The 26,940-nt window shown below is 43.3% G+C and carries 30 protein-coding genes and 1 pseudogene; 1 reads left to right on the plus strand and 30 read right to left on the minus strand.

Annotation, left to right across the window (positions count from 1 at the left end; genetic code table 11):
• Positions 1–361: 361 nt before the first annotated feature.
• The 17 genes and pseudogenes from NKR21_RS15780 to NKR21_RS15855 all read right to left on the minus strand — a co-directional run bounded on the left by NKR21_RS15780 (position 362) and on the right by NKR21_RS15855 (position 16,325).
• Positions 362–1,921, minus strand: coding sequence for a collagen-like protein (locus NKR21_RS15780; protein WP_222117051.1), 1,560 nt, complete (start codon positions 1,919–1,921; stop codon positions 362–364).
• A gap of 577 nt (positions 1,922–2,498) precedes the next feature.
• Positions 2,499–3,314: a peptidoglycan recognition protein family protein gene (locus NKR21_RS15785; RefSeq protein WP_144456250.1), complete on the minus strand. Its 816-nt coding sequence runs from the start codon at positions 3,312–3,314 to the stop codon at positions 2,499–2,501.
• 51 nt (positions 3,315–3,365) lie between these two features.
• The gene (locus tag NKR21_RS15790) at positions 3,366–3,629 is read right to left on the minus strand and encodes a phage holin (protein WP_144456252.1); all 264 of its coding nucleotides are present in this window, start codon (positions 3,627–3,629) and stop codon (positions 3,366–3,368) included.
• Between the two features lie 15 nt (positions 3,630–3,644).
• On the minus strand, positions 3,645–3,857 hold the full coding sequence (locus tag NKR21_RS15795) for a BhlA/UviB family holin-like peptide (protein ID WP_025092921.1): 213 nt from the start codon (positions 3,855–3,857) through the stop codon (positions 3,645–3,647).
• 61 nt (positions 3,858–3,918) lie between these two features.
• On the minus strand, positions 3,919–4,062 hold the full coding sequence (locus NKR21_RS15800) for an XkdX family protein (protein ID WP_186299636.1): 144 nt from the start codon (positions 4,060–4,062) through the stop codon (positions 3,919–3,921).
• Positions 4,059–4,433: a hypothetical protein gene (locus tag NKR21_RS15805; protein WP_144456254.1), complete on the minus strand. Its 375-nt coding sequence runs from the start codon at positions 4,431–4,433 to the stop codon at positions 4,059–4,061. Before NKR21_RS15805 ends, NKR21_RS15800 begins: the two co-directional genes overlap by 4 nt.
• A 5-nt stretch (positions 4,434–4,438) precedes the next feature.
• On the minus strand, positions 4,439–5,884 hold the full coding sequence (locus tag NKR21_RS15810) for a pyocin knob domain-containing protein (protein ID WP_253602542.1): 1,446 nt from the start codon (positions 5,882–5,884) through the stop codon (positions 4,439–4,441).
• Positions 5,885–5,901: 17 nt separating this feature from the next.
• Positions 5,902–6,285, minus strand: coding sequence for a phage tail-collar fiber domain-containing protein (locus NKR21_RS15815; protein WP_144456256.1), 384 nt, complete (start codon positions 6,283–6,285; stop codon positions 5,902–5,904).
• Between the two features lie 495 nt (positions 6,286–6,780).
• A pseudogene (locus NKR21_RS21425) lies at positions 6,781–7,221 on the minus strand (YmfQ family protein); the annotation flags it as partial.
• Positions 7,208–8,254 carry a baseplate J/gp47 family protein gene (locus NKR21_RS15825; RefSeq protein ID WP_144456260.1) on the minus strand — a complete coding sequence of 349 codons (1,047 nt, stop codon included), beginning with the start codon at positions 8,252–8,254 and terminating at the stop codon, positions 7,208–7,210. The pseudogene NKR21_RS21425 and the gene NKR21_RS15825, both read right to left, overlap by 14 nt.
• Positions 8,247–8,672: a DUF2634 domain-containing protein gene (locus NKR21_RS15830; RefSeq protein ID WP_144456262.1), complete on the minus strand. Its 426-nt coding sequence runs from the start codon at positions 8,670–8,672 to the stop codon at positions 8,247–8,249. The genes NKR21_RS15825 and NKR21_RS15830 overlap by 8 nt, the downstream gene beginning before the upstream one ends.
• Positions 8,672–8,953: a DUF2577 family protein gene (locus NKR21_RS15835; protein WP_144456264.1), complete on the minus strand. Its 282-nt coding sequence runs from the start codon at positions 8,951–8,953 to the stop codon at positions 8,672–8,674. Before NKR21_RS15835 ends, NKR21_RS15830 begins: the two co-directional genes overlap by 1 nt.
• Entirely contained in the window at positions 8,950–10,065 is a 1,116-nt protein-coding gene (locus tag NKR21_RS15840; protein WP_144456266.1) for an XkdQ/YqbQ family protein, read from the minus strand. Before NKR21_RS15840 ends, NKR21_RS15835 begins: the two co-directional genes overlap by 4 nt.
• Positions 10,066–10,076: 11 nt before the next feature.
• Positions 10,077–10,739, minus strand: coding sequence for a LysM peptidoglycan-binding domain-containing protein (locus tag NKR21_RS15845; protein WP_144456268.1), 663 nt, complete (start codon positions 10,737–10,739; stop codon positions 10,077–10,079).
• Positions 10,732–15,696: a transglycosylase SLT domain-containing protein gene (locus NKR21_RS15850; protein WP_144456270.1), complete on the minus strand. Its 4,965-nt coding sequence runs from the start codon at positions 15,694–15,696 to the stop codon at positions 10,732–10,734. The genes NKR21_RS15845 and NKR21_RS15850 overlap by 8 nt, the downstream gene beginning before the upstream one ends.
• A gap of 3 nt (positions 15,697–15,699) precedes the next feature.
• Complete coding sequence (locus tag NKR21_RS21430) at positions 15,700–15,852, minus strand: hypothetical protein (protein ID WP_391509245.1); 153 nt, start codon at positions 15,850–15,852, stop codon at positions 15,700–15,702.
• Positions 15,853–15,875: 23 nt separating this feature from the next.
• On the minus strand, positions 15,876–16,325 hold the full coding sequence (locus NKR21_RS15855) for a phage tail assembly chaperone (protein WP_144456272.1): 450 nt from the start codon (positions 16,323–16,325) through the stop codon (positions 15,876–15,878).
• Between the two features lie 158 nt (positions 16,326–16,483).
• Here NKR21_RS15855 and NKR21_RS15860 point away from each other — a divergent pair, with 158 nt between their 5' ends.
• The gene (locus NKR21_RS15860; RefSeq protein ID WP_161985311.1) at positions 16,484–16,591 is read left to right on the plus strand and encodes a putative holin-like toxin; all 108 of its coding nucleotides are present in this window, start codon (positions 16,484–16,486) and stop codon (positions 16,589–16,591) included.
• Positions 16,592–16,810: 219 nt separating this feature from the next.
• On the opposite strand, the gene NKR21_RS15865 is transcribed toward NKR21_RS15860, so the two are convergent.
• The 13 genes from NKR21_RS15865 to NKR21_RS15925 all read right to left on the minus strand — a co-directional run bounded on the left by NKR21_RS15865 (position 16,811) and on the right by NKR21_RS15925 (position 26,937).
• Positions 16,811–17,254, minus strand: a complete 444-nt coding sequence (locus NKR21_RS15865; protein WP_044139480.1) for a phage tail tube protein — start codon at positions 17,252–17,254, stop codon at positions 16,811–16,813.
• Position 17,255: 1 nt separating this feature from the next.
• Entirely contained in the window at positions 17,256–18,602 is a 1,347-nt protein-coding gene (locus tag NKR21_RS15870; protein WP_144456276.1) for a phage tail sheath family protein, read from the minus strand.
• A gap of 2 nt (positions 18,603–18,604) precedes the next feature.
• On the minus strand, positions 18,605–18,802 hold the full coding sequence (locus tag NKR21_RS15875; protein WP_144456424.1) for a YqzN/YkzM domain-containing protein: 198 nt from the start codon (positions 18,800–18,802) through the stop codon (positions 18,605–18,607).
• A 13-nt stretch (positions 18,803–18,815) separates the two neighbouring features.
• Complete coding sequence (locus tag NKR21_RS15880; RefSeq protein ID WP_144456278.1) at positions 18,816–19,271, minus strand: phage tail terminator family protein; 456 nt, start codon at positions 19,269–19,271, stop codon at positions 18,816–18,818.
• 4 nt (positions 19,272–19,275) lie between these two features.
• A complete protein-coding gene (locus tag NKR21_RS15885; RefSeq protein WP_144456280.1) occupies positions 19,276–19,782 on the minus strand; it encodes an HK97 gp10 family phage protein in 507 nt (168 codons plus the stop codon).
• Entirely contained in the window at positions 19,779–20,135 is a 357-nt protein-coding gene (locus tag NKR21_RS15890) for a DUF3599 family protein (RefSeq protein ID WP_144456282.1), read from the minus strand. Before NKR21_RS15890 ends, NKR21_RS15885 begins: the two co-directional genes overlap by 4 nt.
• Complete coding sequence (gene yqbG, locus NKR21_RS15895) at positions 20,132–20,524, minus strand: protein YqbG (protein ID WP_144456284.1); 393 nt, start codon at positions 20,522–20,524, stop codon at positions 20,132–20,134. The genes NKR21_RS15890 and yqbG overlap by 4 nt, the downstream gene beginning before the upstream one ends.
• A 5-nt stretch (positions 20,525–20,529) precedes the next feature.
• Positions 20,530–20,880: a YqbF domain-containing protein gene (locus tag NKR21_RS15900; RefSeq protein ID WP_144456286.1), complete on the minus strand. Its 351-nt coding sequence runs from the start codon at positions 20,878–20,880 to the stop codon at positions 20,530–20,532.
• A gap of 5 nt (positions 20,881–20,885) precedes the next feature.
• Positions 20,886–21,815, minus strand: coding sequence for a phage major capsid protein (locus NKR21_RS15905; RefSeq protein WP_144456288.1), 930 nt, complete (start codon positions 21,813–21,815; stop codon positions 20,886–20,888).
• Between the two features lie 22 nt (positions 21,816–21,837).
• Positions 21,838–22,998 carry an XkdF-like putative serine protease domain-containing protein gene (locus NKR21_RS15910; protein ID WP_144456290.1) on the minus strand — a complete coding sequence of 387 codons (1,161 nt, stop codon included), beginning with the start codon at positions 22,996–22,998 and terminating at the stop codon, positions 21,838–21,840.
• 212 nt (positions 22,999–23,210) lie between these two features.
• Positions 23,211–24,122 carry a phage minor head protein gene (locus NKR21_RS15915; protein WP_144456292.1) on the minus strand — a complete coding sequence of 304 codons (912 nt, stop codon included), beginning with the start codon at positions 24,120–24,122 and terminating at the stop codon, positions 23,211–23,213.
• Complete coding sequence (locus NKR21_RS15920) at positions 24,119–25,639, minus strand: phage portal protein (RefSeq protein WP_144456294.1); 1,521 nt, start codon at positions 25,637–25,639, stop codon at positions 24,119–24,121. The genes NKR21_RS15915 and NKR21_RS15920 overlap by 4 nt, the downstream gene beginning before the upstream one ends.
• A complete protein-coding gene (locus NKR21_RS15925) occupies positions 25,639–26,937 on the minus strand; it encodes a PBSX family phage terminase large subunit (RefSeq protein ID WP_144456426.1) in 1,299 nt (432 codons plus the stop codon). Before NKR21_RS15925 ends, NKR21_RS15920 begins: the two co-directional genes overlap by 1 nt.
• Between the last annotated feature and the right edge of the window lie 3 nt (positions 26,938–26,940).

Consider the following 26,940-nt stretch of genomic DNA (forward strand, 5'->3'; position numbering starts at 1 on the left):
ATTTTTTGTATCAATGTCGTGTTTTGATCAGTCGAGATACTGTACACTCCTGCTACTGTAATCACCGTAAGAGCAATTGATAACCAATACCATAGTATCCTACTCAATAAATTCTTTAAAACAACTAATACCCTTAGAAGACCTCAATAAAGAACTTTAGTGGACTAATCAAACACACTTCTATTGTTACAATCCTGATCCTTACATTTCAACATTAACTGAAGAACCTAATTTATTAAATAAATCAATATTGTAAAGTAATTTGTGTAAACCATTCTGACCCTAAATCTTTCCCAGTTTCACTAGGTATAATTTAGGGTCATATTGTTTCTCCGATGAATCTATTAAGATTTCCAGAAATTTAATTACTGATTTTGGTAATGGTAAATCTTAATTGATCTGTTGTAATTGTTTGCCCACTATTATTGATTAGCCTGTACGTCGTTCCTGCGGGTACGACGCCTGTATAACCTATAGCCGATACTTGTTCACCTGTAGAAGTTCCGTTGACTCTACCATTTGCAGTACCTGGGGTAGCCGGACCACCATTAGTTGAAACACCTATACTAATTGGGCCTGCTTGCCCAGCAGTTGCAGTAACTTGTGCAGATATATAATAATTACCACTTTGTTGTACAGTAAAAGTATCTGGAGCAGTAAAAGTCACGTTGTCAAGAAACTGATTTCCAGCTAATGAGAAAGGAGCACCGTTAGCAACTGTTTGTGTAACCTCTGAGCTAGTGGAACCAATAGCTGTTGAAAGTGCTCCAGTCGCGCCTGTTGGACCTGTGGCTCCGGTTGCTCCCGTTGCGCCGGTTGCTCCTGTGGCTCCGGTTGCTCCCGTTGCTCCTGTGGCTCCGGTTGCTCCTGTGGCTCCAGTGGCGCCTGTATCTCCTGTTGCTCCTGTGGCTCCCGTGACTCCGGTTGCTCCCGTTGGACCCGTATCTCCTGTGGCTCCGGTTGCTCCAGTGGCGCCTGTATCTCCTGTTGCTCCTGTGGCTCCCGTGACTCCGGTTGCGCCTGTATCTCCAGTTGCGCCGGTTGCTCCGGTGACTCCCGTGACTCCTGTCGCTCCTGTGACTCCTGTCGCTCCGGTTGCGCCTGTATCTCCAATTGCGCCGGTGGCTCCGGTTGCGCCTGTATCTCCAGTTGCGCCGGTTGCTCCTGTTCCTGTTGCTCCGGTTGCACCCGCACCCGCTATCAATGTATAATCTGGTGATGTTCCTGGCGTGCCTGTTGGAGGCGCCGTATTCACTAGATATGTGCTTCCATTAGACGTCACCGCTCGACCTACTGGATAACCTGCTGCTGCTGCTGGATCAAACGCTACAATTCCTGTTAAACCTACACCTGTCGCTCCTGTTGGACCTGTTGGTCCGCTTGAACCAGTCGCTCCACTTGAACCGGTGGCTCCGGTTGCGCCCGCACCCGCTATCAACGTGTAATCTGGTGACGTGCCCGGCGTGCCTGTTGGAGACGCCGTATTCACGATATACGTACTACCATTTGACGTCACCACTTGACCTACTCGATAACCAGGTGCTGTTGTTGGATCAAATGGTACAATTCCTGTTAAACCTACACCTGTCGCTCCTGTTGGACCAGTGGCTCCACTTGAACCGGTTGCGCCAGTGCCTGTGGCGCCAGTCGCTCCTGTTACACCCGCACCCGCTATCAACGTGTAATCTGGTGATGTTCCTGGCGTTCCTGTTGGAGACGCCGTATTCACTAGATATGTGCTACCATTGGACGTCACCACTTGACCTACTCGATAACTTGGTGCTGATGCTGGATCAAATGCTACAATTCCTGTTAAACCTACACCCGTCGCTCCCGTTGCGCCTGCTGGGCCTGCCGCACCTGCTGGACCCGCTGGACCTGCTGGACCTCTCCTGCCTGGTCGACCTTGAATAACACACACACAAGGATCCTTTCCACAACATGGATTTTTCCTTACTCTCTTACAGCTATCACACTCCCAACCGTAATCTTCATGCGAGTCATACCAACTTCCTCTTTTATTAGATGGACATGATTTTCCACAATGTCTACATCTTTTCATAAGATCACCTCAAGTTCATACTATGTAAATCATCTAAGTTTGGAACATTCCTTAGCATAAATGAATAAAAAGGCTAAGGATTTAGGAGTCAGTCACTATTTACTTAGACCTTTATTAGTTTTCAGAGTAGGGATAGTTGGGAATTAAATGAATGATTCCCAACCACAAGAAAAATAAGACAAAGACACAAAAAAGAAAAGACCTCCCCATAGGAGAAGGTTCTTTTCCAAATGAAGTTAAGTCATCAAAAGTGTAAACATGTGGTCTGCATACTATATGTAAGTGAATTGGAAAAGTGTTTATTTATAAATTTGAGTTATTACCACTTGGAGATTCGGTAAAATATTAAAGATTAATTCCCTCTAATCCTTGTGGGATAAAAAAGACCTCCAATATAGGGGACTGACCCCATAAAGTGAGGTCTTTTTTTATTTACTTATTTCAATGCTTTTTGAAGAGCTGCTTTAGTCTTTGGACCATAGATGCCGTCAGCAATAAGACCGTGCATGAGCTGGAACCGCTTGACCGCATTCACAGTTTTGGGTCCATAATAGCCGTCAATCCCGTTGTTTTTAGCTCCCTTTTCAGGATAGAAATAGACAGCAGCCAGCGCCTCCTGTAATGCTTTTACTCCCGCTCCCTTTGTCAAAGGCTTGGTCACTTTAATGATGCCAGATGGTAAGTTAAATGACTTTTTAGCAGGCTTGGAAGCTGTTTTTTTGGATGAAGTATTTTTGACAGGTGTCGCTTTCACAGGCTTTGCTGTTGCCTTTTTACCTGTATGAGCGGTTGCAATCCCCGCTTTGAAGCTGTCCCAGCGATTAAGCAGCTTTCGCGGACAATTTTTGCCACTCCATCTTTTATGTGATACAACGTTTGCCAATGGAATGCCTTGCTCTGTCATCAGCTGACGAATGAGCCATTGAGCATTTTCAACCGCTTTTTCAAAATTACCGTCTGCGTTTTCACAAATTTCAATTCCAATTGACTTCATGTTTCCGGTTCCTCGGCCATCCCCTGCATGCCAGCCGTTTTCATTTAACGGCAGATGTTGATAGATAACTTTATCATCCACTGTATAGTGCCAGCTTGTTGCTGTATTAGGATTTTTCACATAATTAACATGACGCAAGGCATTTGCTCCTTGGTCAGTGTTAGCTGTGTTATGAACCGTAATATATAAAGGCTTCATATAGTTGCCTGGTCTGTTGCGGTTACTCTTTGGAATAAGATCTTTAATGATTTTTACCACGTTCATCGTCTCCTTTTGGTGTATTAAAAAGAGCCACCTCATGGCAGCTCCTTACTTCGTTAATCCTTTTTCTTTTAAAATTTCTTTTTGTTGCTTACCTTTGTCAGTCACATAGTTGTTTTTAAACCATGCGACAAGGGTTGTTACGATTGTAAAGATCATTGAAAAAGCAAGATACAATGTCTCAGCCAACGAAGTGACTTGATCCTCACTGATCGGCAAGATTGGCTTGCCAAATAGAATTAACGTTTGGTTGATAAGCGCAATAAAAAGAAGCACCGTGCGGATCACCGTGCCTTTGTCGAAGTTTTTCATAAATGTTTCCTCCTATTATTTTAAATTCCGCTCGATTTTATCGAGCTTGTCGATCACCACATCATACTTCTCACTAAACTTTGCTAACACTTCATTTTGCGCTTCGATTTGTTCATTGAGCTTGTTTTCTCGTTCCTTTGTTGTGTTTAATACGTAAAACAAAACCCAACAAAAAAGAACCGCAAAGGGTCCTTGTGTCATCAAATATTGAGCCAAATCCATTTCCACCATACTCACCTACTCCCTCACTTTGTCCACCCCCTTAAAGAAGGCAAAATAAAAAGCCCCTCTAGGCTTCGTACTGTTCTCCCGTTATTTCTTGATAGTCTTCTTTGTTAATCCAACCGATTTCTACATAAAAGGCAATGTCTTCCGGACCGTAACACTGCCAATCCCAAAACTGCTTTATATCCGCAACTGTTGGATATATCATGATTTTCCACCACCCTTCAACTCCTGAATCTCAGTCATAAGTTGAGCCAATTGTTTTGCCATTTGTGCCTCACGCAATTTAGCTGCAGCTGCTTCTTTTGAAAGCTGACTCAATTGTTTAGTTAACACCGCATTTTGCTGTTTTAGTAAATCAATATCATACGGCGGTTGTTCTGTTTGTAAGCTATCAATGTATTCTTGGGTTGCTGATTCGCTCCAAGTTTTGCTTACGGGATCATATTCCGCTATATATAACCCTTCTTGAGGTTGTACATCCGTAAACCCCTCTGGAATTTCAGCGTCATCGGGTATTTCTTTATCCACACCAGGTATATACTTGTTGTTTTTATCAAATGCATATATAGGTTTCATACGGTTCACTCCTTTGCCTTAAACATGCAATTTACTACGATGAAGTCTTTATTACTCGTGGTGTCTTGTATGCAGAAACGTCCATCAGGTGCGACATATTGTCTACTATATTGAGGCCCTTTAAAACCACCGGTACTTGATGCGACTCCAAGATTATAGTGAGGAAAAGGTGGTTCACATCCTTCTGGTAATGTAAAGGCAGGTGCATCACCTAATGTTCCTCCAGCAATTGCTCCCCTAACATAAACAGTTCCCATGGCATCTTTTGCAACTCTTACCCGATAATCATTATTGACCTCAGATTTATAAGTTTTCCACCCGTTCCTGATCGTGGGGAACTTCCAGTCGAGTTTTGCATCTCCGCTGGTTATAACCCTCTCCCACCCTCTGAAACCTTGAGCGTGGAATGTGCCAATCCAAGTGATGTTATCAAATGATCTTGTTGCGATAATTCGTTTATATATGACACCATTTTGTTCATACCCTGTTTCAAAAACATCAACGTAATAAAAACTCCCATCATTTTGTACAGGCACATTAAGAAGTTGAGCTCCCATATATGGACCTGTCGGTAATTTGAATATATCAGTACCGTTCGGCAGCCTTTTCACTTTACCATCGTCTGGTGTGAGTTTATAAAGCTGCCCGTTATTCCATTTGTCTATTTCGCTCTGAGGTATTTTATCTTCCTCGGTCAAAACTCGTGTCCATTCAGTCCATGCGGAATTGGCTTTTCTGATTCTGTAATGAGATTTCTTTCCATCCGTGCTATATGTGGCTTGTATTAGGGTACTCGTATAGCTGATTACAATCATAAAGGATGCATTTGTTGATGGAGGCCCGTTTACTCCCTTGTTATAGATAAGATAAAAACCGGTATCTGTTATCTCGTTGTAATCTGTAGTCTCACTTGTCCCTTTATAAATAGGCTTACCATTGTTTTGAGTCAATCTAAATAATTGACCATTATTCCATTTATCTTTTTCAGTTGTTGTTGGAAGCTGCGTCCAAGTGATAGATATATGGCTAGAATTATAGTAGAAGTAATAGGCATTACCTGATGTGTCTATCGCAAAACCGGTTCCGATGTTGTTTTGACCAACAGTTTGAATCCCTCGTAACGCAGCTTTGTTAGGTGCTGGAGAATCTTCTACACCCGATGGAGCATAAAATGTACAAGTTCCTTTGTCTTTAATCGCATCAAATATTCTTCCATCAGTTGGAACCGCAATTAACTGTTTTCCGTCATCAGCTGTGATCTTATATAACTGCGATTCATTCCATTTCTTCTTCTCCGCTTCAGATGCATGCGGCTTGGTATCGTCAATATGGCCATTGATCTGACCTAACAGTCCAGAATCATTTTCAAGCAACACTTTAACCATGTCATTGAACAGATCCGCATGAGCTTTGTCGCTTGTTTCAAACACTTTAGGAGATTTAATGTCCATCAATGATCGCTCCTTTCTTAATAGATGTCATCAATCTCAAAGATGAATTCAATGTCACCATCTTTTTGCTTGTCTGTCATGGTGCGGATGGCGGTGAATTTGCCGTCTTCGTCGACAAGGGCTAGTTCGTTGATGACTTCCCCTGCAAGCTCTCCTTCAGCGATGGTGCAGGTGTAGCGGATTTTTGCTGGTTCCATGAAAGTAAACGAATCAATTTCTTTTTGAACAAGCTCACTCTTTAATTCTTGTTCTGTTCCATCAAGGGAGATTGGCTTTCCGTCCTTAGTTCCACCATTCCCAAAAGCCATTTTAACGACTTTTGTGAGCTTCGTTCCTTCTGCTCTAGCCTTCGCCATTTGTTGGCGAGCATAAAGCGTTGTAACGGTTAATTGATCAGTCATTATGATCCTCCTTTATAAATCTATTTGTTTGGACGTGGCAGCTAGATATTTTGAACCGTCGAGCGGTACTGATCCATCAAGCGTCCAATATTTCTGCTTAATGATTACACTTCCGCTTTGCTCATTTGATACATGAGCAGCCATGCGGAATGTCATTTTCTTTTTTTCTTTCCTAACATGATTGAAGCGTGATCGAAGCGTAAGAGCAGCTTGTTGATCCGTTTCGTGTTTGGCTCCTACCATGACATATCTTGTACGGCCAGAAACTTTCATTTCTTTTTTGAGCTTCATGGCCAATTTTAAAGACTGCCTAAACCGAACAGGAATGTCAGTAGAATTGCGCGATCCGCTCAAATAAAAAGTGCCATTCAGTAAAAACTCTCCATTCAGCAGAATCGGGATGTGATCAAAAAAACCCACTCTGCTACGCAGTGTGAGCCGGTTACGATAATCTTTGATTTCATGAACATCCGTATGATGAACGCTTGTGAATTTGTAAGCCAAATGAGCTGGTTTGAGATTTTCCAATGTTTCAACGATGTATCTTGTGTTTTGCAGATCATCCAGATTCACCCGTAAAGAGAAATGATAACGATCTGTCGTTAGACGAACCACCGCACTAGGATTCTTTAGAAAGCGATTCACAGCCCTTTCTAAAGATGCGTATGTGATCGGTGGAATATTTGACATGAGATTCAAAATACGTGCCCTGCGCAGCTCAATAGAATCACCTGATTCACGCTGCACCTTCAACATTCTTTCCCATCGATTCAGCCCCCACGTGGCAGTGAGCGGAAACAGTTGATCAGTCATATCAAAAATAGAATCATCTAGCCTTTCCATCTCTGGAGCCTCTGATTTCATTAATTCATCAAATTCAGTGATCTCCGTTAGATAGGCAGGGAGATAAGACTTCATTTCATCAAGCTTGCTCAATGACGTTCACCTGCCCTAGACGCGGGATTTCAATGTCTTGGAGGGGCAAGTTTTTGGCTTCGCCGTTTATCAAGACATCCGCATAATCAGAGACACTATCCGCATGATATAAAATGTCATTAATCGCTGACATTCTTATCACGTTCTCCTCGAAAGCAAGTGATTTTAGGAGAGCCTTGATCTTCTCTTCAATTTCTTGTTGAGCATCTTCAAGTGAATAGTCCATTTTAAGCTCCACCGATACGGACACCTCAACATCTTTCCACTTAGCACTCTCGATGGTGGCAGTAGCCCCGATTGGTGCTTGACCTTCCCCTTCACCGGGAACCGGATCAATGTACTCTTGTACCTTATTGACAAGCAGATCCGTCGCAACGTCAAAATTCCCATCTGTGATGACAACTTTCACTGTGCCTTCCCCATTCCAAAGCGGGAACACCTTTGCCCTGCCAACTCCTTCTACTTCCTCAGCCCACTTTTTATAATGAGCTTTGTTGGCACTGACAGCCTCCCGCCTTGCCCTCATCAAGTAACGTTCATACAGTGCTTCATCGTCTTCTTCCTCTTGCCCTGGTATCTTCAATTCTTCAAATATGACAGACTCCAGCCCTGGTATGTTATCAAGTGATAGAAGCGGCAGTTCTGCAAAATTACCGTTTCCTATAGAACCTGATGTTTCACATTTCAGCGTGCCGTCAGATTGATATTGAAAGTACATATTGTCGATATAGAACCTTGATCCCGTTGGTATTCTAATACCTTCGGGCGAGACTTCAACGGACCATACAGCACTTGTGGCCGCTTTACGAGTGATCCCCACTTCAGCAACTCGTCTATCTAAAAATTCTCCCTGCGCTGTATCCGCAAAGACAAGATCGAATACCTGATCTAGCCATATATAAGATTGAGCAAGTTCCGCAGCTGCAGGAGCCAACGCATTCCATATCACGCTGTTTTCACGTTTATCAATATCATCGGGTATACGTTCCAACATGCGTTCCATGATGGCTTCATACGATTGTTCCTCAAACATCTCCGATCACCTCCTCGATCTCCAAGGTCCCTTCATCCGTCACCACGTTAAAGAGCACTTTAAAGGTTGCCCCTTCTTTATTGATCTCAAAATCTTGCACACTTTCGATTCTTTCATCCACCAAAAGAGCCTCTTCAATGAGCCGCGGGATTTCCATCTCTTTGTATTCGTCCGTTGATTCTTCATCAGACACAGCTTCCTGCACTTCGCATCCTACGTCATGGCTATAAACAGCATGCGAATATCGTTCCGTTCGCAAAGCCATATAGACAAATTGGCGAATGGCATCGAGACCATTAATCTTTTCATTGGTTAGACGGCCAGTTTCAAAGTCGATGCGGTAGGTGGTCGAAGGTTCAATAATATCCTCTGCATCCTCGTCCAAATCCTCAATTTCTTCTTCAGGTGAAAGAGCCATTATGAACCACCTCCTACTACTTTATCTAAGATGTAAAACGTTTGGCCGCCTGTCATCGCAAGGACCATGACACTATCGCCTTCTTCTAGCTCATCATCTTCCCCCTCATCTAAGCGGGCTGGCCAGATAAGAAGTTCTTCAGGAATGATGAGTTTATCATTCTCATTGAGTCGAACACTAAGAGGGGAAACAGACACCACATCACCAAGTATCAAGTCAGTTGGTGATTGTGCATCCACAGCATCGACGGCCAATCGCTTGATTGCATCGCTTAGTTTCATGACTGATTCCCCGTTGGAATTGTGTTCTTTTCAACGACATCGATCGTCATGGTGTGTTTGGTTCCTTTAAATTCATGGCTGTCTTGATCGATCCAATACGTTTTCTTGATGCCGATATCCGGAATGATGATGCGTACTGGCATACCACTTTGTAATCCAGGAATACCTAGAGCTTGAATGCTTTTCAGCTCTTTTTTTACGCCCTTTTTCTGTGAGAGCCGAACATCAGCCCTCTTTTGCAGCTGTGCTTGGTTGATCTCCCCCGACACTCTTTCAACGTGCTGCAGGATGCCATATTTTCTTCTTGCAGCACTATCATTCGCCACAGCCAGCATTTCAATTTCTTTCTTTTGCGTGACCATCTTTGGCTTCTTTGGCTTTGTTGGTTTGGTAGGTTTGGTCGTTTTCTTATCTTTTTCTTTATCTTTGTCAGTAGTCTTAGATTTCTTTTTTTCCTTCTTCAGCACCTTAATTTTTTCCACGTGTGTTGCTCTCACCTTCACACGTGTGGCCGTTTCCTCAATCGAGGTGCTGTACTGATAATCAATAAGATTCACGCCTGATTCAATGACCCAAACTTCCGACGGATCAGGCCATGCTCTCAGCCCCATCTTGCCTTTAGCAGAATAGATTTGATAGTTACGTCCTGTTTGTTTCTTTGTTTCCCTTAGAGCCTGCAAGATGATGTCATATAGGCTTGTATCGTTTTTGAATACAAGTGATTTTATGACATGACCGGTATTGGCGATGGAGGTCATCGGGATCTGAAAATCTTGACCAAGCCGCTTCATTATCTGATCAGCTCTCTTATTTGCAAAGACATATACATCCTGGTTCTTCACCAGATACTGAAGCATGTCATAAGCAGTAAAAGTGAGCTTTTCATCTTTGGGTGTTCTTGCAAACACCGTTCCTCGAAAGAGTTCTTTTCTTTTCCACTTGAAAAGAACCGTGTCACCCTCTTTGATGCTGTAATACTTTTGACTTCCTTGTTTTGTCACGATCGTTGCTTGTATTGAGCGGGGGGCCTGATACCTTTGCCCCCGAAGTGTCACACTCTCTGTCACAAGCTCATACATGGTGCCGCTTCTGATGGCAAAAAGCTCAATCAATGTCAGCCCCCCTATTGTGGTATTTTTAATTTTTGACCAGGGAAAATCCAATGCCCTGGTTGTCTAATATTGCGTCTACTTCGTTTGATCATCGCGGCTTTATTCGCATTCCAAATGCGGCGCCACTTTGTGCTATCACCATAGAAACGACCAGAAATATCCCACAAGGTATCGCCCTTTTTAACAGTGTACACTTTTGGTGCGCCTTTTGAGCTTCGTTTTTTGCTGCTCTTTTTGGCTTTCCGTTTAATTTTTCTAGGTGATGCGGTTTTGTATTCTTTCAGCTGCAGCGTGAATTCTCGATCACCAATATCATAAGTACCTTCGCTATGGTTAAAACTCTCTATGCTGCATTGCATATTGATTTTGGTTCCAGTAACGATAAAGCGTACAGGCTTCTTTGAACGCATCATTCGTTCTATTTTCGCTATCGCATTCTCTGGTGATGGAATGCTTTTATATTCAGCGATCGGTGTATACTTCTTCGGAAAAAAGGCTGTAAATGAAATTTGGCGAGCCCCTGGTACATCCAAGAATGTGAGCTCGCCAAATTTAGATACTTTAATAGATTCATTTTGTACGTTATTGTTCAGTTCAAGTTTTTCAGGAAGAACAGGGAATCGTAGTTTGTCCTTCCCTTGCGAAATCCACAATTGATATTTTGATTTAGCCATCGATCACGACTCCCTTCGTTCCTGTGTTGATTTCTACTTCTAGTTCTTCAGCTATTGATCGTTTGATCTTATCAACAAGTGAATCTTCATCTTGTCCATTATGGAAGTGCTGATCACCGTTAAAATTGATAATGACTTGTTTTGATCCACCAGAAGCAGACGGTGCATTCGTTGTGCCAGCTGTTACTGTTTGCACCTGCCCTTGTGAAAGTTCAGATGATGCAGAGTTGGCCGGATCGTATACGTCCATTCCTAAAGCCTGTGCAGCTTGCGCCAACAAGTAACGGCCACGTATGCCTCGTTCTTCAGGAATAATCCATTCACGCTTGTTTCCTTCACCGATTCTAGCAACCTGCTCTTGCGTGATTAGACCACCGTTTGCATACCCCTTATATGGTCCACCGTTTCTCATACTTCTTAATCCAGGCGTGTTAAAGACTGTCCCATATCTGCCCTTAATGTAGTTAATTGCTGCTACGGCATTATGAATTGGGTTCCAGATGTCATTCATGCCTTTGCCTTTATTAGAATTAAACGTCGGTCCAATGGTTTGCATTAAACCTTTAGACGGTGTTCCCTTTTTGGCGTTGGAATCCCATAAGTTGATTGCTCTCGGATTTCCATTTGATTCATGCTGCGCGATGGTCATCAAACCAGGTAGCCAGCTCATCGATGTGCCAGTTGCCATTAGAGCAGCCATGAGCCATTGCTGAACACTAAGACCTGAAGCCCCCATACCACTGAATGCACCGATTAATGAACCAGCCTGATTTTCAGCAAACTTTTTCACATCAACTGAATCGAGTCCTTTGACGACACCGATCGATGCAAATTTTCCAAGACTCATCATGACGCGTGAAGGGGAATGAATGTCTAGCTCTTCGCGGAAGGCTTGCTCCACTTTCTTGGCCATGTCCTTGGCTGCTTGTGTCACTTCGCTTCCTTTGGAACGCATGCCGCTGTTAAATGCGTCAACCAGTCCAGCTCCCCATGTAGGAGACTCTTGACGAGCGGATAAGAAAGGTTGTCTTACATTTTGATCTAAGAACTGACCTGTGCCAGTTGGTGTCATGTTTTGACCTGAGGCAAATCCAGTGACAGTTTGTGCTCCGTAGAGCGGTGTTGATGCCTGAATTTGAGTAAATGGTTGTTTGATATTAGCTTGTTTCCACTGTTCAAGTGAAACGACTTTGCTATTTAATCCTTTTTCAAATTCAGTGCTAAACTGTTCCCCGTATTTAGAAGCGTTGCCGGTCTCACCAATTGATACCGATCCACTTGTAGAAGTGGAAACTGATGCAGCTGCAGCCGGTCTCATAGGAGAAGATGAACCAGCTTGGGAAGTAGGTGAAGCGCCGTTTGGCACTACCGACATTCCGAGGTGTGATGCAGCCTGAGCAAGAAGCATTTTTCCTCTGCCTTTGTTGTTTTCAGTTGGGATGACAAACTCTTTTCCTGCTTCTCCGATCCACGAAATTGTTGGCTTTGTAATATATCCACCGGTGGCGTTGTTATCTGGAATAGGAATTTGTTTGACACCTGTTTTTTCTTCACCTTTTCCAATAAAGAAATCAACAACCTTCCCACTAACTTCTTTAATTTTACCGACTACTTTTCCTATAACGCCAAAGATGCCATCCCATGTCTTTTTTAAAGTTGTTGCAAAGTCTTGCAACGGGGAAAACACATATTTTTCAAACCATGAACTCGCAACTTTCCAGATACCCTTGATCGTTCTCCATGCTTCATCGAATTTTGTTGACACAAAGGAGATTGCTGGCTCTGCATACTTTTTGTATGGCTGCCATACGTACTCATCAAACCAACCGGCAAGCACCACCCATGATGTTTTAATCCGGTTCCAGGTACTGTTAAATTGGTTCCAGATAAACATGATGGCTGGCAAAGCATATGTTTTAAATGGCTGCCAGACGTTTTCATCAAACCAAGTTGATAGGGTTACCCAAGTCTCCTGAATCCAATTCCACGTATTTTTAAACAACACCCACACAATCATGATCGCTGGAAGTGCGTATAGTTTAAATGGCTCCCATACGTTTTCATTAAACCAAGCAGAAAATGCACTCCAAGTCTCCTGAATCCAATTCCATGTATCATCAAGTTTGTTCCATATCACTCCGACGGCCTCTACTGCATATTGACCAAATGGCTCCCATACATTTTCATTGAACCAAGTTGATGCTGCTCCCCAGATGGCACTAATCAATTCCCATCCCACAACAAAAACACCAACTACAAAGTTGATGATCGGTACTGCAAAGTTATAAATCGGCAGCCACACGTTATTATTGAACCATGAAGAAAGCTGACCCCATTTCTCTGTGATCCAGTTCCATGTATCACTGAAGAATGTCGTAATAGGGTTTAAAACATTATCATTAAACCAACCGGAAAAAGTGCTCCATGTTTCTTTAATCCATTGGACTGCATTCTCTGCACCTTTGACAAGCTCATCCCATTTCTTCTTGATGGTCCCGTCATCAAACATTTTGCCAATCCAGTTACCGAGATCGCCACCAAAGATGCTGCCTAATACTCCACCGATCGCTGTTCCAATTCCAGGCGCGATCAATGTACCAAGTGCAGCTCCACCGATACCACCGCCCAGATTACCAGCAAACCCACCGATCTTTTCACCTTTGTTGTCATTGTTCATGCCGATTAATTCGGTGGCTGCAATAAGAGTGCCGAGAATAGGAATACGTTTTCCGATGCTCTTTGCACCTTTACCGATACTCCCCAATAATCCACCACCGCCACGCCCTTGGTTTGGTGTGGTTGGTCTTACTGGCTCACCTCTATTGATCCAAGGTTGACGATATTCAGGTGGTCTTGGGTTCCTTGGTGGTCTTGTTCCTCCAATTCCGCCAATTATACCGCCGCTTGTTCCTGGTCCTAATCCTCCGTTTAAACCTTTGCCCCATTTGAAGAGTGCAAATGCTCCTGAAAGAATGGATTTAAGCGGCTTTAATAACGTGGCCACTTTTCCAAGGAATGCGAGCGCAAATGCATTGGCAATCAAAGCACCAGCAATTGAGCCTTCTCCTGTGAGAGCATTCAAGTTGATCTCACCGATCTTCTTGGTGATACGAATACCTAATTGCGCTGGATCAAGAGCTTCTAAAAAGGATTCAATGAAAATACGCCCTGCTTTGGCTCCTGCATCAGTGAAACTGTCCTCGGATGATTTGTCATCAATACCAAGTAGACCGTTGATCACACCGTTTATGATGCCACCGTAAGTCTTCCCGACATTCTCGGCCATTTTGAAAAGACCAGGCTTTCCTGTCTTTTCCCACCATTGGCCAAAAACATCTTTCGTATTATCAAGGACGAGCTTCCACCGAGTTTCAAAGTCCATTTTCCTGTATTTTTCTAGCTGTTCAAAATGTTTCTTCAGCTTAGGGTTGTCCTTAAACTTGACCTTCAGTTCCTGTGTCTGTTTTTTGGTTAACTTCTCACCAGGAAACAAGATTTTGAACTGATCACCAATAAATCCGAAAACACTCTTTGTCGGATCAAGGAAGCTGTTAGCAAATTTCTTACCCGCCTTTTCAGCTTTGTTTGATAGATCGGTCAGCACGAAGGAATATTCTCCACGCCATGTTCTGAACGCTTCGAGAGCGGGTTGGAACGCAGCTGCAAGTCCTTTACCCCAAGGCATAAGAATGCTGTTATTAATGAATGATTTGACACCGAGGAATAAGTTGGCCAAGTTATCGGACATTTTGATCATCATGTCATTGTATTTGCCAAACTCTTTTGTTACTTCTGGCCAAGTTTTATTTATGTCCTTGCCGCTCTTTGCAAGTTTTTCGAGCTTACCCCTGGCATCACCAGAGATCGCCCCCATTTCTTGAAGAGCAGCCGTTGCGTCACCGATAGGACGCCCCGATTTAATGCCGTCATATAAACGCCCCATCCATAGCGCAACTTCGGAAAACGGTCGTTGAACACCTGCAGCAACATCCCCGACTAGCTTCATTCCTTCAGTCGTAGAAAGGGCATTGCCCGTAAATACTTGGAGGACGCGAGATGACTCGAAAATCTCATCACGAGTAAATGGCGTTTGACCAGCAAAAGCTGTCAGCTCGTCCAGACGTGCATCTGCTTTCCCTCTGCTGCCTAAGAGAGTTTCAAAAGCCGTGGTCATGTTCTGACGATCTGCAACCATTTTGAGCGGTACAACAATACCGCCTGTTGCACCGGCACCGACTCCAAGCAAACCAAGTGTACTGGTGACAGCAGACACGATCCCTCTCAATGGCTTTGTGATTAGGTCAAGGACCTTGATTGTGGTTGTGTAAGTCCGTCCCAAATGGGTATTTGCAAATGAGACAGCTCCACGTACTGGAGCGGTGAAACGGTCGATCGCATTGATCGCCACCCTGTATTCAGTCCCTAACGTGTTCCGTGTATAAGACGCTATACGGCTGACTGTTCGTCGAACCATATCAACGGCTCTAATGGTATAGCTGTATCCCCGGCCAAGCTGACGCGCTGCATATGAAGCAATACGTCTGATCCCTGCGGTTGCACGATCATGGACCGTTATGGCAAACCGTTCTACTTTGCCAAACTTCCGATCGATGTAACGACGCAACCGAACAAGACCTGGTGTTGCCTGATCTTTAATGCGCATCAGCACACTATGAGTACGCGGCATCTTGCGTTGTAAGAAGCCATTGAACTTTCGTAGTGCTTTTGTGGCCAGATCATTTACTTCAATCGTCAGCTGATAAGTTCGAGCAAGATCACGCAAAACAAACCGCTGCACACGTCTTAATGCAATCGTGGCATTGTCTCTTACTCTCAATGTGATTGGCCGCTCTGATCTACGGCGCAATCTATCAAGTCGTTCCATATCTCCTCTAATCAAACGCAATTTACGCGTGATCCGGTCTTGTAAATCAAACCGAGCAGTCAAATGAGCCATGTCTTATCCCCCTTTCTTTGCTTCTTTTTCAAGAACCTCTAGTTTGTGCCTGATAAGTCCAAATAGGAATGCTTTGAATTGCCTTGGCGCTTCATAGACCTCTAAGAGTTCAGACGGGGAGTAATGAAGCTCATGCATGCAGTAATACAGATACACAGCCTCTTTATTCCCGTCCTTTATTAGTTTTTTGCTGCTTCTTCTAAATCTTCAATTTCATCTTCAAAACCGTTGACCTCAATGGCTTTGTTTAACCAGTTCGCATATTCACCGCCGACAGATAGGACACGCTTTGCCACTTCGACTGGATCTTGGGTGCCATATGCCTCACGCAGTTCTTTTGATTTGAAATCAGGGTAAATGGTTGATTCAACCGCAATACGTGCATAGAAGCGTTGAGAATCCAAGTCTTTCACACGTCCACGACCTTTAACATTTTTGAAAGTCGTGTTTTCTTTCTCTAGTTCATCGATACGCTCTGTTGTGATCGCTTTGAATACGAATGGAATCACTTTACCTTCTTTATCAACGAAACGTTTTGAGATAATGGATTTGACCTCTTCCGCTTCTGTTGTTTGTCCTGGCATAAAGAATGAAAGATCATATACGTTGTTTGTTTGTTTTTCGCTCATGTTTAAAAACTCCCTTTGATTTGTTTTTTTGAATACAAAAAAGCACATCCATTTTTTGAATGTGCTTTCCAATCTTTTCATGTATAATATAAATCGTACATATGAACGGCTTACAAGGGCGGTCTGGCTCATCCCCATATAGAAAGGGGGTGATGCTTATGTCAACTTATGAAGCGATTAGTTTAATGATTGCTTTTGGGATTTATACCCTAAGCATTTTGACTTTAGTCGTGGGATTGTTGACACTATTTAAAAAGAAAAAATAGACCTCCCTTGACCTCTACAAAAGTAAAAGGGTAAGTCTATCCTTCAAAAGCATCTAGAGATAAGCCAGCCCTCTTAAAGGGCCTCATTGTACATTGCCAGGATGTTTGCGCATCCTGGCTTCTTTTTATTCTACGCCAGTTGCAAGTTAGATATACCAACCGCAACAAATAATTATATATTTAAGTATATAATTCTACTGTTAATAAATCAAATACGAATTAAAAACTATCCTTCAGCTTTTCAGGAAGATCAAAGTCCTCAAACGTGAAAGGAACCTCTTCTTCTAGCGCTTCTGAATCCACATCAAGCCCCGCGATCTTTGCAGAATCGAAGTTCACATCAAACAATGTGACACGCTCTGTGCCTCGGCCGGATGATTTGTCATCCAGTACAGCTTGAATCGTAAAGTACGGATCTTGTCCCTTCTTCACGTAATTTAACATCAACTGAACGAAACGTGATGTAACCTTATAGAAAGTCGCTGTGCCAGTACCATTTGCACCGGTTGTCTTGTGCCCTGTCATACGACGGCCCATAACGTTAACTTCTGATTTATTCTTCTCCACGTTTGCCTCAAACGTTTTGATGAACGCCATTTCCTCGCCATCGAGGAAAAGACGTCCTTCCTTACCTGAAATGGTATTCTGCGCTTTAAAAGCCATCTTATTTCACCTCTACATTGAAATAGAATTTTTCAGCTGCATCAACAGGTTGAACAGCTAGATCAATCAAGAAACCGTCACGATCTTCATTAAGAGCAATTACGATATCTGTTTCAGAATCAAAGCCTGTAATGCCGCTTCCATCTTGGAGTTGCGTGAGATATTGCGTGATGAGTGTTTTCACCAGCTGCAACCCATCATCAGATGCCGGAATGTCATTGCCATTTGCTTTGCGTAACTTAATCAGATCCTTCAATTCACGTGTGAGATCATTGTTGATCGCATCGAGCACACGAATGATCTTGTTTTTACCGAATGTCTTGTTTTTCTCGGTTGTATAACTTGTCAGAGAGTTGATGTCCTTCTCAACGCTTACTGTGCGATCACGCGCATCAAACGTAAACAAGAATTCGCCTTGTGATAAGCGGTATTCCACTTGATCATTATCAAGGCGTTCTAACGTATCCACAGCCCCTTCATATTCCACAAAGGTTAATGACTGATTGAAGTTTGCGCCTGCAGATGCACCGGCAACCCATGCAGTTGCTTTGGCTGGGGTGATCTCTGTGCCATCTTCTAGCACGACACCGCTTGTGACATTGATAATTCCTTCATGATCAGCTGCGTAGTTAGCCACAACGCCTTGCACCTTACGCCCTTGATCATCACGCAACCGCTTAATGAAAGCCACAAATGTCGCTTTTAACTGCTCGCTAGTGTTATTAGGCAGCGCTATTACGTCAAAGTATTCTGTTTCAGCTTCTTCTAAAAAAGCTGTATAGTCTGCGACACTTGGCACGCCGTTTTTCCCACCGCTTAGTGTTACGCCAGCGGTGATTGTCACTTCACCTTCACCAGAGAACGAAACATATTTGTTTTGCTTCAGCTCTTTGACATCAGTGACAACCTGCTTATCAACAATGTCTGTACCAACGTAAGTCACCACATCACGCTTGGAGCTATCCAATACGTTTTCAGTGACTTGGATCGTGACCTCATTACCTTTCTGTCCGCCATAATTGGCAAGCACATTGAAATTCTCGCTGATCTGAGCCTTTGCAGGTTCGCCTTCATTCAGGCGATAAAGCAAGACTGTTTGTGCTTTTTTCTTCGCTTCTCGGAAAAGAAGCAGTGATTTGTCATCGATGTTTAATCCGACTTTTTTATTTAAGTCCTCCATGCCAGAGATAGAGATGAACGTCTTAGGCTCTCCCCAACTCATTGTGATTGGGAGTGCAACGGTGCCGCGATCACCTAACGTGATACGCTGCTGTGCTGTGGTTTTGAAATTGAAGTAGATACCAGGGCGTTTCTTTTCTGTGCCTGGTGTAAAAGTACCTCCATTCATGCTTAAACCTCCTTAGACAAAAAAGCATCAATCTGCTTCTTTGCTTCTGTTTTTGTAATTGGTTGATCTTTGATATAAAAAAGAGCACCTTCAAGGATTTCAGGCTTTACGCCAAATACTTCCTTGCTGTGCTCTTTCAAGGCTTCAAATGAAAATGCTGCTTCTTTAGGAAGAACCGGAGCGGCTTTCTCTTCTTTCACCTGTGATTCATTTTTATTCTTGGCCACTTTTTATCACCCCATCTGAAAAATTTATGTCATCAAGGCTTGGCTGCGCGTCTCGGTTGTACCAATAGGCACTATCCCATGAGAGGATGATCGTTGCCACACCTTGATCAGCAATCCTTGTTTCAGCCCTCTTAATGCGGACATAATCATCAAGTGGTTCACCTTCTTCACTGACCATCTGAATGATATTCCGATCCGCTGATAAGGCATCAACGATGGTTTCTGCCGCATCATGAGCCTGCCCCGAATCCTTGTGAAACACTTTAATATGCAGCGTGTATGTTTTGAGGAACGTTGTAACAGTATCGTTTTTTGTGTTTGTCCATGCTGCTGGAAAGTACATTGAAGGGACCTGAAACTGTTCAGGAATCTCTTTTTCATATACTTTCACCGGAAACTGCTTGTAACAATAATGCATGATGGAGCCGACTTCTTGATTCATTCCATCACCGCCCAAATTGTTGATCAATCCATTGCTGCAGCTTGCGGTCCAATGATTGTTCAAACATCTGTTCAAAGATGGATAATGCATTATCCCAATAGCCGCTGCCCTCAACCCATTGAAATTTCAAGAGCATCCCTGTTTCGGCATTTGGGTCATATTCAAAACGATCACCAACCCATCTGCCAGGAACCCAACGTCTGTCCTGATTCTTGGAGGGATCAATGGTAAAGTGACCATCGTTTGTGTACGATGCGTATTCTAAGTTGGTCCCTACATCTAGGGTGAGACCGCCACTGCTCATTGAAAAGACGTTTTCTTGGTCTCCCTTTTGGAATGAGTTAAGCAAACGCCGAGCATCCACTGTTTTTGTACGGATAACTTCATCTTGAACGATGTCTAGGAACTCATAACCCATCGCTTCCAACCATTCTTCATATTCAGCTTGCAAGCCGCCATTAACAGCTGCATTCAAATCCTCTATGAACTGATCAAGACCATCAATCCTCATAGGCTTTCACTCCTCATCGCTACCACCTCAATATGATGGTTTTTGATCCGTCTGGGCTTTTGGAGTTTCAATGTCACACCTTCCCATACCACTTTATCGTTCAGGCGGACATCGGCGGTAATAGGAAAATGAACAAGGTACGATTGATGAATGGTTGCGTTTGGCTCCTGCTGTGTGATGTTTTGATTTCTCTCTGTGAAGTAACATGCTTGATCAACTTGATCAGGCTCATCAGGATATGAAAAGACAGGCTGCGCATCTTGAACAGGTATTCCATAGCGATCTTTTGACAGCTGCTCATTCTTTAAGTGGAAAATATCGCATCGATCCGTTAGCAATGATTGATAGCTCATAACGATCTCAACCTCATTCTTACACTTGCCGGATCTTCCGGTGGATCAATTGGCTCAATGAAATCTATCAACAGGTTATACACATCTGGTTTTGATATGGCGTTACCATCTGCCAGTGTATAAGAGTAGTCGCCAATCTTTTCTGACTTGTACCCTTTGATGATTGATTCATCTCCGTTGATCAGCGCAAAGAACTGCGCCATTTTAATCAATGCGATTCTTGCTTTTTCAGGAAGCGGCTGATATTTTTCACTTGTGAAATCATGACCTACGATCTTAAATACCTCAGCTTCAGCCTCAATGATGTCACTTTCCAATAATTCATCTGAGCGGTTTTTTACGCTCTCGAATACGGTATACGCCCTAACTTCTTCAGGAGAGATCAGCATCAGCCTTACTCTCCTGCTTTTTCTTGTTGCTGTTGATGATCGAGGATGAAGGCAATTCTTTCACTCTTATCTTTGAGCTGAGACGGATCGCCGCCAAGATCAATAATAATGGCTTCTTGTTCAGTTTTGTTCATGCCCTTCAATTCAGTTTCAGAGTAGATTTTTGCTTCTTGTGCCGGTTCTTCTTCCTCTTTCATTATATCATCAACAGGAGCTTTCACTTCTTTACAAATGAAAAACTCATTGCCATCGAGATATTGATAAACTTTTTTCTCAATATCCTTAACTTGGTTAACAAGAAAGACATGCCCCATCACAGCGTATGTCTTTCCCTTGATCAAAACCGCTGAATACATGTTGATCACTCCTTGACCTTGATGATCTTAGCAACAGCATCCTCTTCCTCGAATTTGCTGTCGAGCTTCGCAGTCAACACAATGATGAATTTACGTCTACGGATGTCCTTATCAACCTCGATACGAATATTGCGAGAGAAGCCCAAGATGATGTTTTTTGGATGAGTCAATAAGATGTCCGAAACATCTGTGCCGTCCTCTCCCATTTCATATGGCTGCATGTTTGCAATTCCTTTGACCGGCACACCAAATGCAGAAGAAAGCCCACCTTGTACAGCCGCATCCCCTAGATTCGTTTGACGATCCGCTACTTTGTCTTTCCATTCAACTTCTTGCCCTGGGGACGTATAGAAGCGGAATTCTTGTGGAATACGCAAATATTTAGATGGAACAGCTTTGTATCCCTGTTTAAACACTTGGCGTGTAAGTGGTTCACCAGCTACATCTACGATATGGGATTCCGCTTGTTTGCGGATACCATCTAGCTGAGCAAGGTAAGTATCAGACGACGCTGTATTACCATTAAGGATTAACTCTTCAATATCAATTGCTGCTCGTTCCGCCAACATCTGCATGATCGTGTTTTGTAAATTGTCACCCTCAATGTTGTTCTCCAACGTATCATATGTGAGATTCACTTCAGCGATGACTTCTTTTGCAGTTAGCTGAACAGTGCTTGTTGTTGGCGCAACACGGTCTTTTGCATCAAGCGCTTTGCCTTCTTCTCCTGCACGCAAGATACGTTGACCAAAACCGATTTTTTCAATCTTTTGCGAATCGCTTTCCATTGGAATGACACGTGCATCTTGCAACAGGGTTGGTGTGTTTTGCACCATACGAATAAATGTAGATGCTTGCGTCGGATTCATGAGACCGCCTGTCTTTAATGTACCAAGCGTCACTTCCGCTTTGTTAATTACATCTTTATTTCTCACGTTAGTTCCTCCTTTTCTCGGCTTAAAGCAAGCCATCAAATACAGATTTTTGTAAGTCTTGTTGTTGTTGATCTCCTACACCATTACCTTGCGGACGTGCTTTTTCCAGTGCTTCGACTCGTTCAACAACTGGAGCCAATGCCTTTTCTACAGCTGCGGCCATTTCTTTTGCGACCTCTTCATCAATTTGTTTTTCTTGCGGATCAGGTTGCTTCTCGCCTTCTCCTTTTTCAAGGTCATCCAGACGCTTTACAACCGGTGCAATTGTTTCCTCTAGCATCTTTTGCAGATCTTCTTTGTTCACTTCTTCTTCCTCCTTCTCTTCCGCTTGAGCTTGACTCAACAGGTTGTCGATAGCGGCTCTTGCATTTTTTAGTTCATTCAGGTTAGCTGCTGAAAACTTTTTACCTGCTTTTGCGACAGCTTCAGGTGGGTCAGTTTGGATACCCGCTAAGTCATCAGTAAGCAAAATCTCTTGTGTGATTTCCACAAAGTCTTCCAGTGCTGCTCTTACTTTTTCAGGATCAGTTTCTAAACCATCATCCTCGTAAGAATCCCATTTATACAAAACGGAATTCAGCGCATCTTGTGCCGCCCAAAACTCACGACGCATGCGGCCTTTGTCGTATCTGTTCTTTACTTCTCCTTTAAGAAAGAAGTTTTTGAGCAAAGAAAAAAGCCCCTTCTCTTCAGAAGCTGGCTTGTGATCCTCTTGTTTTCCTATATCCGCTGTTCCGGCCATTGAATAGCCTGTAATGTGGCCTTTTTGAATTTGATTCCAAATCTCTTGGGAGGCCTTTGTCACAAGCACCCAAGATCCTTTCTTGATAACTTCATCGCCCATTTCAAAGTCAGACGGAGCAATGTACGATTCAACGACTTCCCCGACACCGCCTTGAAAATCATGCTGCTTGTCGATCTCACGTGCATCCTTCAGGAACCCATGAGCGGCTTTCTCAATTTCTGCCGGTGTCATGTAATCCCCATGTGCATCCGCTACGTTTGGTTCGTATACAATACCGTACACAAGACGCTGTGCATCATCAGCTTTGGCAATGACTTTGATTTGTTTTTCAAAGTCATTTTCTTTTTCTGACTTCATAAAAAAGAACTGCTTTTGATTAGCAGCCTTGTCCACGTATGAAACGTGTGTGATTTTTGCATTTATCAATTCGCGTGGCAATTCATTCACCTCCTTTCAAAAGAAAAAGACCTTCAACTGAAGGTCTGATATCTTTCTCTACTTAAAACTGTTAAATGCATCGTTGTAACACTCTTCGCATAGTAAACCGTCTGTTTCAGGATCAACCAGTTTCCCACATTCATTTTGACACTCTGACATTGCGTTCCCTCCTTTCTTTAATTTCCTCCTATATACTATTATAACAAAAAACGCTATTTGAACGTCTGTTTCTCTCTGATCTCTTCTTTTTCCTCAGCTGATAAGCCGAGAATAACAGGATCAACCACAGGACCAACCGCACAATGACAGTTAACCCGCTCTTTTGGCGTGAGTTGTGTATCTCTCGGAAACATACATCGCTCTCCGCTGCCTGGTATCTCGAATTCTTCATCGAGAGGGATGATAGTGCCGTCTAGCTGTACGTGACTTTCTCTCGACTGATTCTTTTTTCCACCGCTATGCTTCCACTGCTTCCCCGTTACTGCCGGGGATTGGACATAGGATTCATGTTGAGCAACAGAAGAAGCAGTCAAAACCTCTGTTACAGCTGTCACACGTGCGCGCTTACGGCTGAATTCGGGAAGGTCTTTCAGCTCCAATTCAATCTCTTGGATAGAGCGGCCTTCTTTTATTCCCTCTTTCAGCGTTTGCTCTATGGCTGTATGAGTATTCAGCTGCATCAGCTGCGCCAACTCTTGCGACCATGATTCAATCCACTCTTCGGTTCTTTCAGATAAAACCTTGAATGGAATATCAGCATCGATGGAATGCATGATCTTCTCAGCCAGCTGCGTGACGGTCAGTGTTAGAAAAACAGCAGTTTCTTTTCCGAACAGCTCCGCAAATTCATCTGAAGTGAATAGATCATTATTAAAAAACGCTAGAATTGATTCTAACGTCTCTGAATCATCCTTGGATATAAAACCATTCAGAGCATTTAAAAACGTCCTGCGTTGCAATCTGAACAATCTAGCGATGGTTTTCTCATAATCCTCCACCAAAGAAGGGATATCCTCCAGTTCAGGGAAATCAGCCACCGCAGCTTTGAGTTCCTCGACCTCATCCGATTCCGCTTTTTGCACAAAGGTATTGATGTTTTTTATCAGCTGATCGATCTTGCTCATTTGCGGATCTCCTCTAGTTCATCCCTAAGGTCTTTGAGGATTGATACCAGTTCATTCTGAGAATCTGCTGACTTCTGAAACACCGTATCAAGCAAGCTAGTTGATGCCTTTGGCTTCGCCTCAATTGGTCGGTGATATTCTTCCTCTGGCCATTCTTCAAGTGTCTTACCAAGAATACGACCAGCTAGATCACGCAGATCGTTTGGTGAAACCGCTCCTGCTTGAATAAAAGGTGTAAGAACCTTCGCAATTTCAAGCGGATCACGAAAGTCTGGACCATTTAATATGAGTTGCACATGCCAGAGATCGAGATCAGGAAGAAAGAGTGTGTTGAGCTTGCCAGTGATGATCATTCTCTCCGGCTGGAATACCTGTTCTTCTGTCGTTTTTCGAGCGGTGTCAGCTGTGGCCTTGTTATAATCCTGTGATTCGCCTGTGTAGATTGGCGGCAGACGGAATGAGGAACGTATCTTGTTTCTCGTCTTCTCATCGTATTCCAAAAAGAGTGCATCCTCCTGAAGAATCTCGGCCAGTGATTTTATATCTACCTTTACATTCGCCGGCTCTTCATCGTTCGATAGTTCATCCTTTTTAGGAATCCCTTCGACTTCAAGCAAAAGAAACTTATGTGCATTGTCTGATCCCTCGATGCCGTTCATGTATTCCTGCAGCTGCTCATATGACGATTCAGAAAGCATTCCATTCTCTACAGTAATTGCAGCTGGCACATGCCGCCCTTGTTTAAAGTACAGATAGTTCAGTTCTTCAGCTTTGCGCGCTCCATACATATTGACGATGTTACCAATCCAACGAGGAACACCATATGTACCGCTGCCTATCTTGAAGTGAATGACTTCGCTTGCTACAAGATTAGAAGGGGTGTCTTCGCTGTATTCTCCCGTAGCAGCATTCATTGTTCTTGGATCGCCGTACTCCTTGAAGAAAACCTTTTTAGTGTTGATTTTCTGAACATACTTTCTGAACCGCTTCATTCTTTTCATGGTCTTAACTTCACCATGATCTGTATATTTAAAGTCGATCTCAACGGAATCGCTTAACTTACAAACACGAATATATTGTGCATCAAGATATTCAATACCTGCAGGCTTCCCTGTACCTTCTCGAAGCACTTCGACAAATCCATTACCTGTTTTCTCTCGGTCTTCTATCACATAACCAAGGACCACTTCAGCTGATTCATCATAGTTCATATATCTTGCGAACTCTTCGAGTTTTGTCCATTCTTTCTCAGCTGCCTTTTTCTTTTCCTCTGGTGCATTCTCAGCATTAAAGTCGAAAGTGTATTCAACTCCCAAGCCAAAGCCTAAAATATTCGTTTTGTACGCATCAATACATTGCTGAAGAATGGTAGAATACTCGGCCATTTGTTTGAGCTCTTTGATATTGTATGGCGGCTCGATCACATCATCAGCCTTGTAATTAAATCCATCCTCATAAATCTGCTTAGTGGTTTCAGACACATTGGCCTTCATTACTGTTGCTCTGACCGTTTTCATCAGCGTGACCTCCTTTCTCTGTTCGGGCGTGTCCTCTCTTTTGGTTTCTCTTTCAGATCGGTAACCTCATAATCATCTAACGCATACCAGATGGCCGATAAGGTATGAGGATCAATCTTAAACTCGTCTTCTATGATGTTACCGTTCTTGTCTGTCTTGTACGTGAGCGGCTGCAGCTCATAGATCGTGTTTTTACATGAATCGGAACATATGATTTTCTTGAACCTTTTTATCTTCTTTGTGTACTGCAAGCGTGATCCCTGAAACTTACGTGCAGCCACCATGTTGTATCCCATCTTCCTGAAGTATGCGATGGTTTTCGGTTCAGCTGCATCCGCTTTGATCAGCTCTTTTGTTTTGGCAAATTCGATGAGCTCTTGTACAGTTTCATCATCGGTTGTGCCCTTTTGATAATACTCCCAATAGATGTATAGATATTTCTTCTCGTGATCGACAGCCAGTCGAATCAAAGCGTTATATGACTCTACGAAACCAAAGTCCATGCCCGATCTAAGCAAAGGGCGATTGATATTTGAAATGGCCAGCATGACATCTTCATGTGGCTGCACCTCGAATTGAGGTAGAACACGAATTCCGTTAATGCCAAAATGACCTTTTCGGGCTATGCGATAAAGGTCTGGATCGTATTCTTTTAGTTCGTCTAGCTGCTTGATATAGCTCACAGGTAGAAATAGGTTATCTTCTGCCGTCGAGTGGTGATAGTACGTATCGTTGATAGTGATGGTGCGTTCTTTGTATAAAGTCTCGTCATCCAGGATAAATCGGTTGTTTTGATCGTCCTTAAAGAAATGTCTGTACGTCCAGTTATCCTGGCCGACAGGGTTCGTCGATAGGATCATGTGCAGCTGTAACGTTGGATGACGCAAACGACCAAGCAGCTCCTTAAATCCCTCGTACTTAACCTCGGAACATTCCTCAATCCATATGATTGAGATGTTGTTGATCGATTTGAGCTTGGCAGGCTTGTCCAGACCTTTGAAGATGATCCGGCTCCCGTTATGGAATTTAAGCATGAGCGGTGATGTCCGGCATTGAATGACATGATCGAGTCCAAGATCATTCACGATCTCTTCAAACAGCGAAAAGGTTGAATCCCTGTGTGTGTCATAGACTTCACGAATCACAAGGGCTGTTCTCTTTTCATCCAGCAGCTTTAAGATGAGTTTCAGTGCGATGTGATAGCTCTTAGATGAACCGTAACCACCCACCAAGAACTGAAACTTCTGGTTCCAGTCAAAAAGAAAGTCCTCAAAGTGTGGATTGACCTCTTTTTCCATCAG

The sequence above is a fragment of the Bacillus sp. 1735sda2 genome, assembly GCF_024159245.1.
Classification (GTDB): Bacteria; Bacillota; Bacilli; order Bacillales; family Bacillaceae; genus Bacillus; species Bacillus pumilus_O.

Bases quoted from the DNA above. Each gene is read 5' to 3' on its own strand.
- NKR21_RS15800 (WP_186299636.1), bottom strand. From the start codon at position 4,062: ATGATATATCCAACAGTTGCGGATATAAAGCAGTTTTGGGATTGGCAG.
- NKR21_RS15860 (WP_161985311.1), top strand. From the start codon at position 16,484: ATGTCAACTTATGAAGCGATTAGTTTAATGATTGCTTTTGGGATTTAT.
- yqbG (WP_144456284.1), bottom strand. From the start codon at position 20,524: ATGCTGATCTCTCCTGAAGAAGTTAGGGCGTATACCGTATTCGAGAGC.
- NKR21_RS15835 (WP_144456264.1), bottom strand. From the start codon at position 8,953: ATGAAACTAAGCGATGCAATCAAGCGATTGGCCGTCGATGCTGTGGAT.
- NKR21_RS15825 (WP_144456260.1), bottom strand. From the start codon at position 8,254: ATGTTTGAGGAACAATCGTATGAAGCCATCATGGAACGCATGTTGGAA.
- NKR21_RS15870 (WP_144456276.1), bottom strand. From the start codon at position 18,602: ATGAATGGAGGTACTTTTACACCAGGCACAGAAAAGAAACGCCCTGGT.
- NKR21_RS15920 (WP_144456294.1), bottom strand. From the start codon at position 25,639: ATGAAAACGGTCAGAGCAACAGTAATGAAGGCCAATGTGTCTGAAACC.
- NKR21_RS15830 (WP_144456262.1), bottom strand. From the start codon at position 8,672: ATGGCTCTTTCACCTGAAGAAGAAATTGAGGATTTGGACGAGGATGCA.
- NKR21_RS15850 (WP_144456270.1), bottom strand. From the start codon at position 15,696: ATGGCTCATTTGACTGCTCGGTTTGATTTACAAGACCGGATCACGCGT.
- NKR21_RS15925 (WP_144456426.1), bottom strand. From the start codon at position 26,937: ATGGAAAAAGAGGTCAATCCACACTTTGAGGACTTTCTTTTTGACTGG.
- NKR21_RS15815 (WP_144456256.1), bottom strand. From the start codon at position 6,285: ATGACTGATCAATTAACCGTTACAACGCTTTATGCTCGCCAACAAATG.
- NKR21_RS15900 (WP_144456286.1), bottom strand. From the start codon at position 20,880: ATGTATTCAGCGGTTTTGATCAAGGGAAAGACATACGCTGTGATGGGG.
- NKR21_RS15790 (WP_144456252.1), bottom strand. From the start codon at position 3,629: ATGAAAAACTTCGACAAAGGCACGGTGATCCGCACGGTGCTTCTTTTT.
- NKR21_RS15915 (WP_144456292.1), bottom strand. From the start codon at position 24,122: ATGAGCAAGATCGATCAGCTGATAAAAAACATCAATACCTTTGTGCAA.
- NKR21_RS15890 (WP_144456282.1), bottom strand. From the start codon at position 20,135: ATGAGCTATCAATCATTGCTAACGGATCGATGCGATATTTTCCACTTA.
- NKR21_RS15805 (WP_144456254.1), bottom strand. From the start codon at position 4,433: ATGAAACCTATATATGCATTTGATAAAAACAACAAGTATATACCTGGT.
- NKR21_RS15810 (WP_253602542.1), bottom strand. From the start codon at position 5,884: ATGGACATTAAATCTCCTAAAGTGTTTGAAACAAGCGACAAAGCTCAT.
- NKR21_RS15880 (WP_144456278.1), bottom strand. From the start codon at position 19,271: ATGAATCAAGAAGTCGGCTCCATCATGCATTATTGTTACAAGCAGTTT.
- NKR21_RS15865 (WP_044139480.1), bottom strand. From the start codon at position 17,254: ATGGCTTTTAAAGCGCAGAATACCATTTCAGGTAAGGAAGGACGTCTT.
- NKR21_RS15855 (WP_144456272.1), bottom strand. From the start codon at position 16,325: ATGAGCGAAAAACAAACAAACAACGTATATGATCTTTCATTCTTTATG.
- NKR21_RS15845 (WP_144456268.1), bottom strand. From the start codon at position 10,739: ATGGCTAAATCAAAATATCAATTGTGGATTTCGCAAGGGAAGGACAAA.
- NKR21_RS15885 (WP_144456280.1), bottom strand. From the start codon at position 19,782: ATGAGGATTGATGGTCTTGATCAGTTCATAGAGGATTTGAATGCAGCT.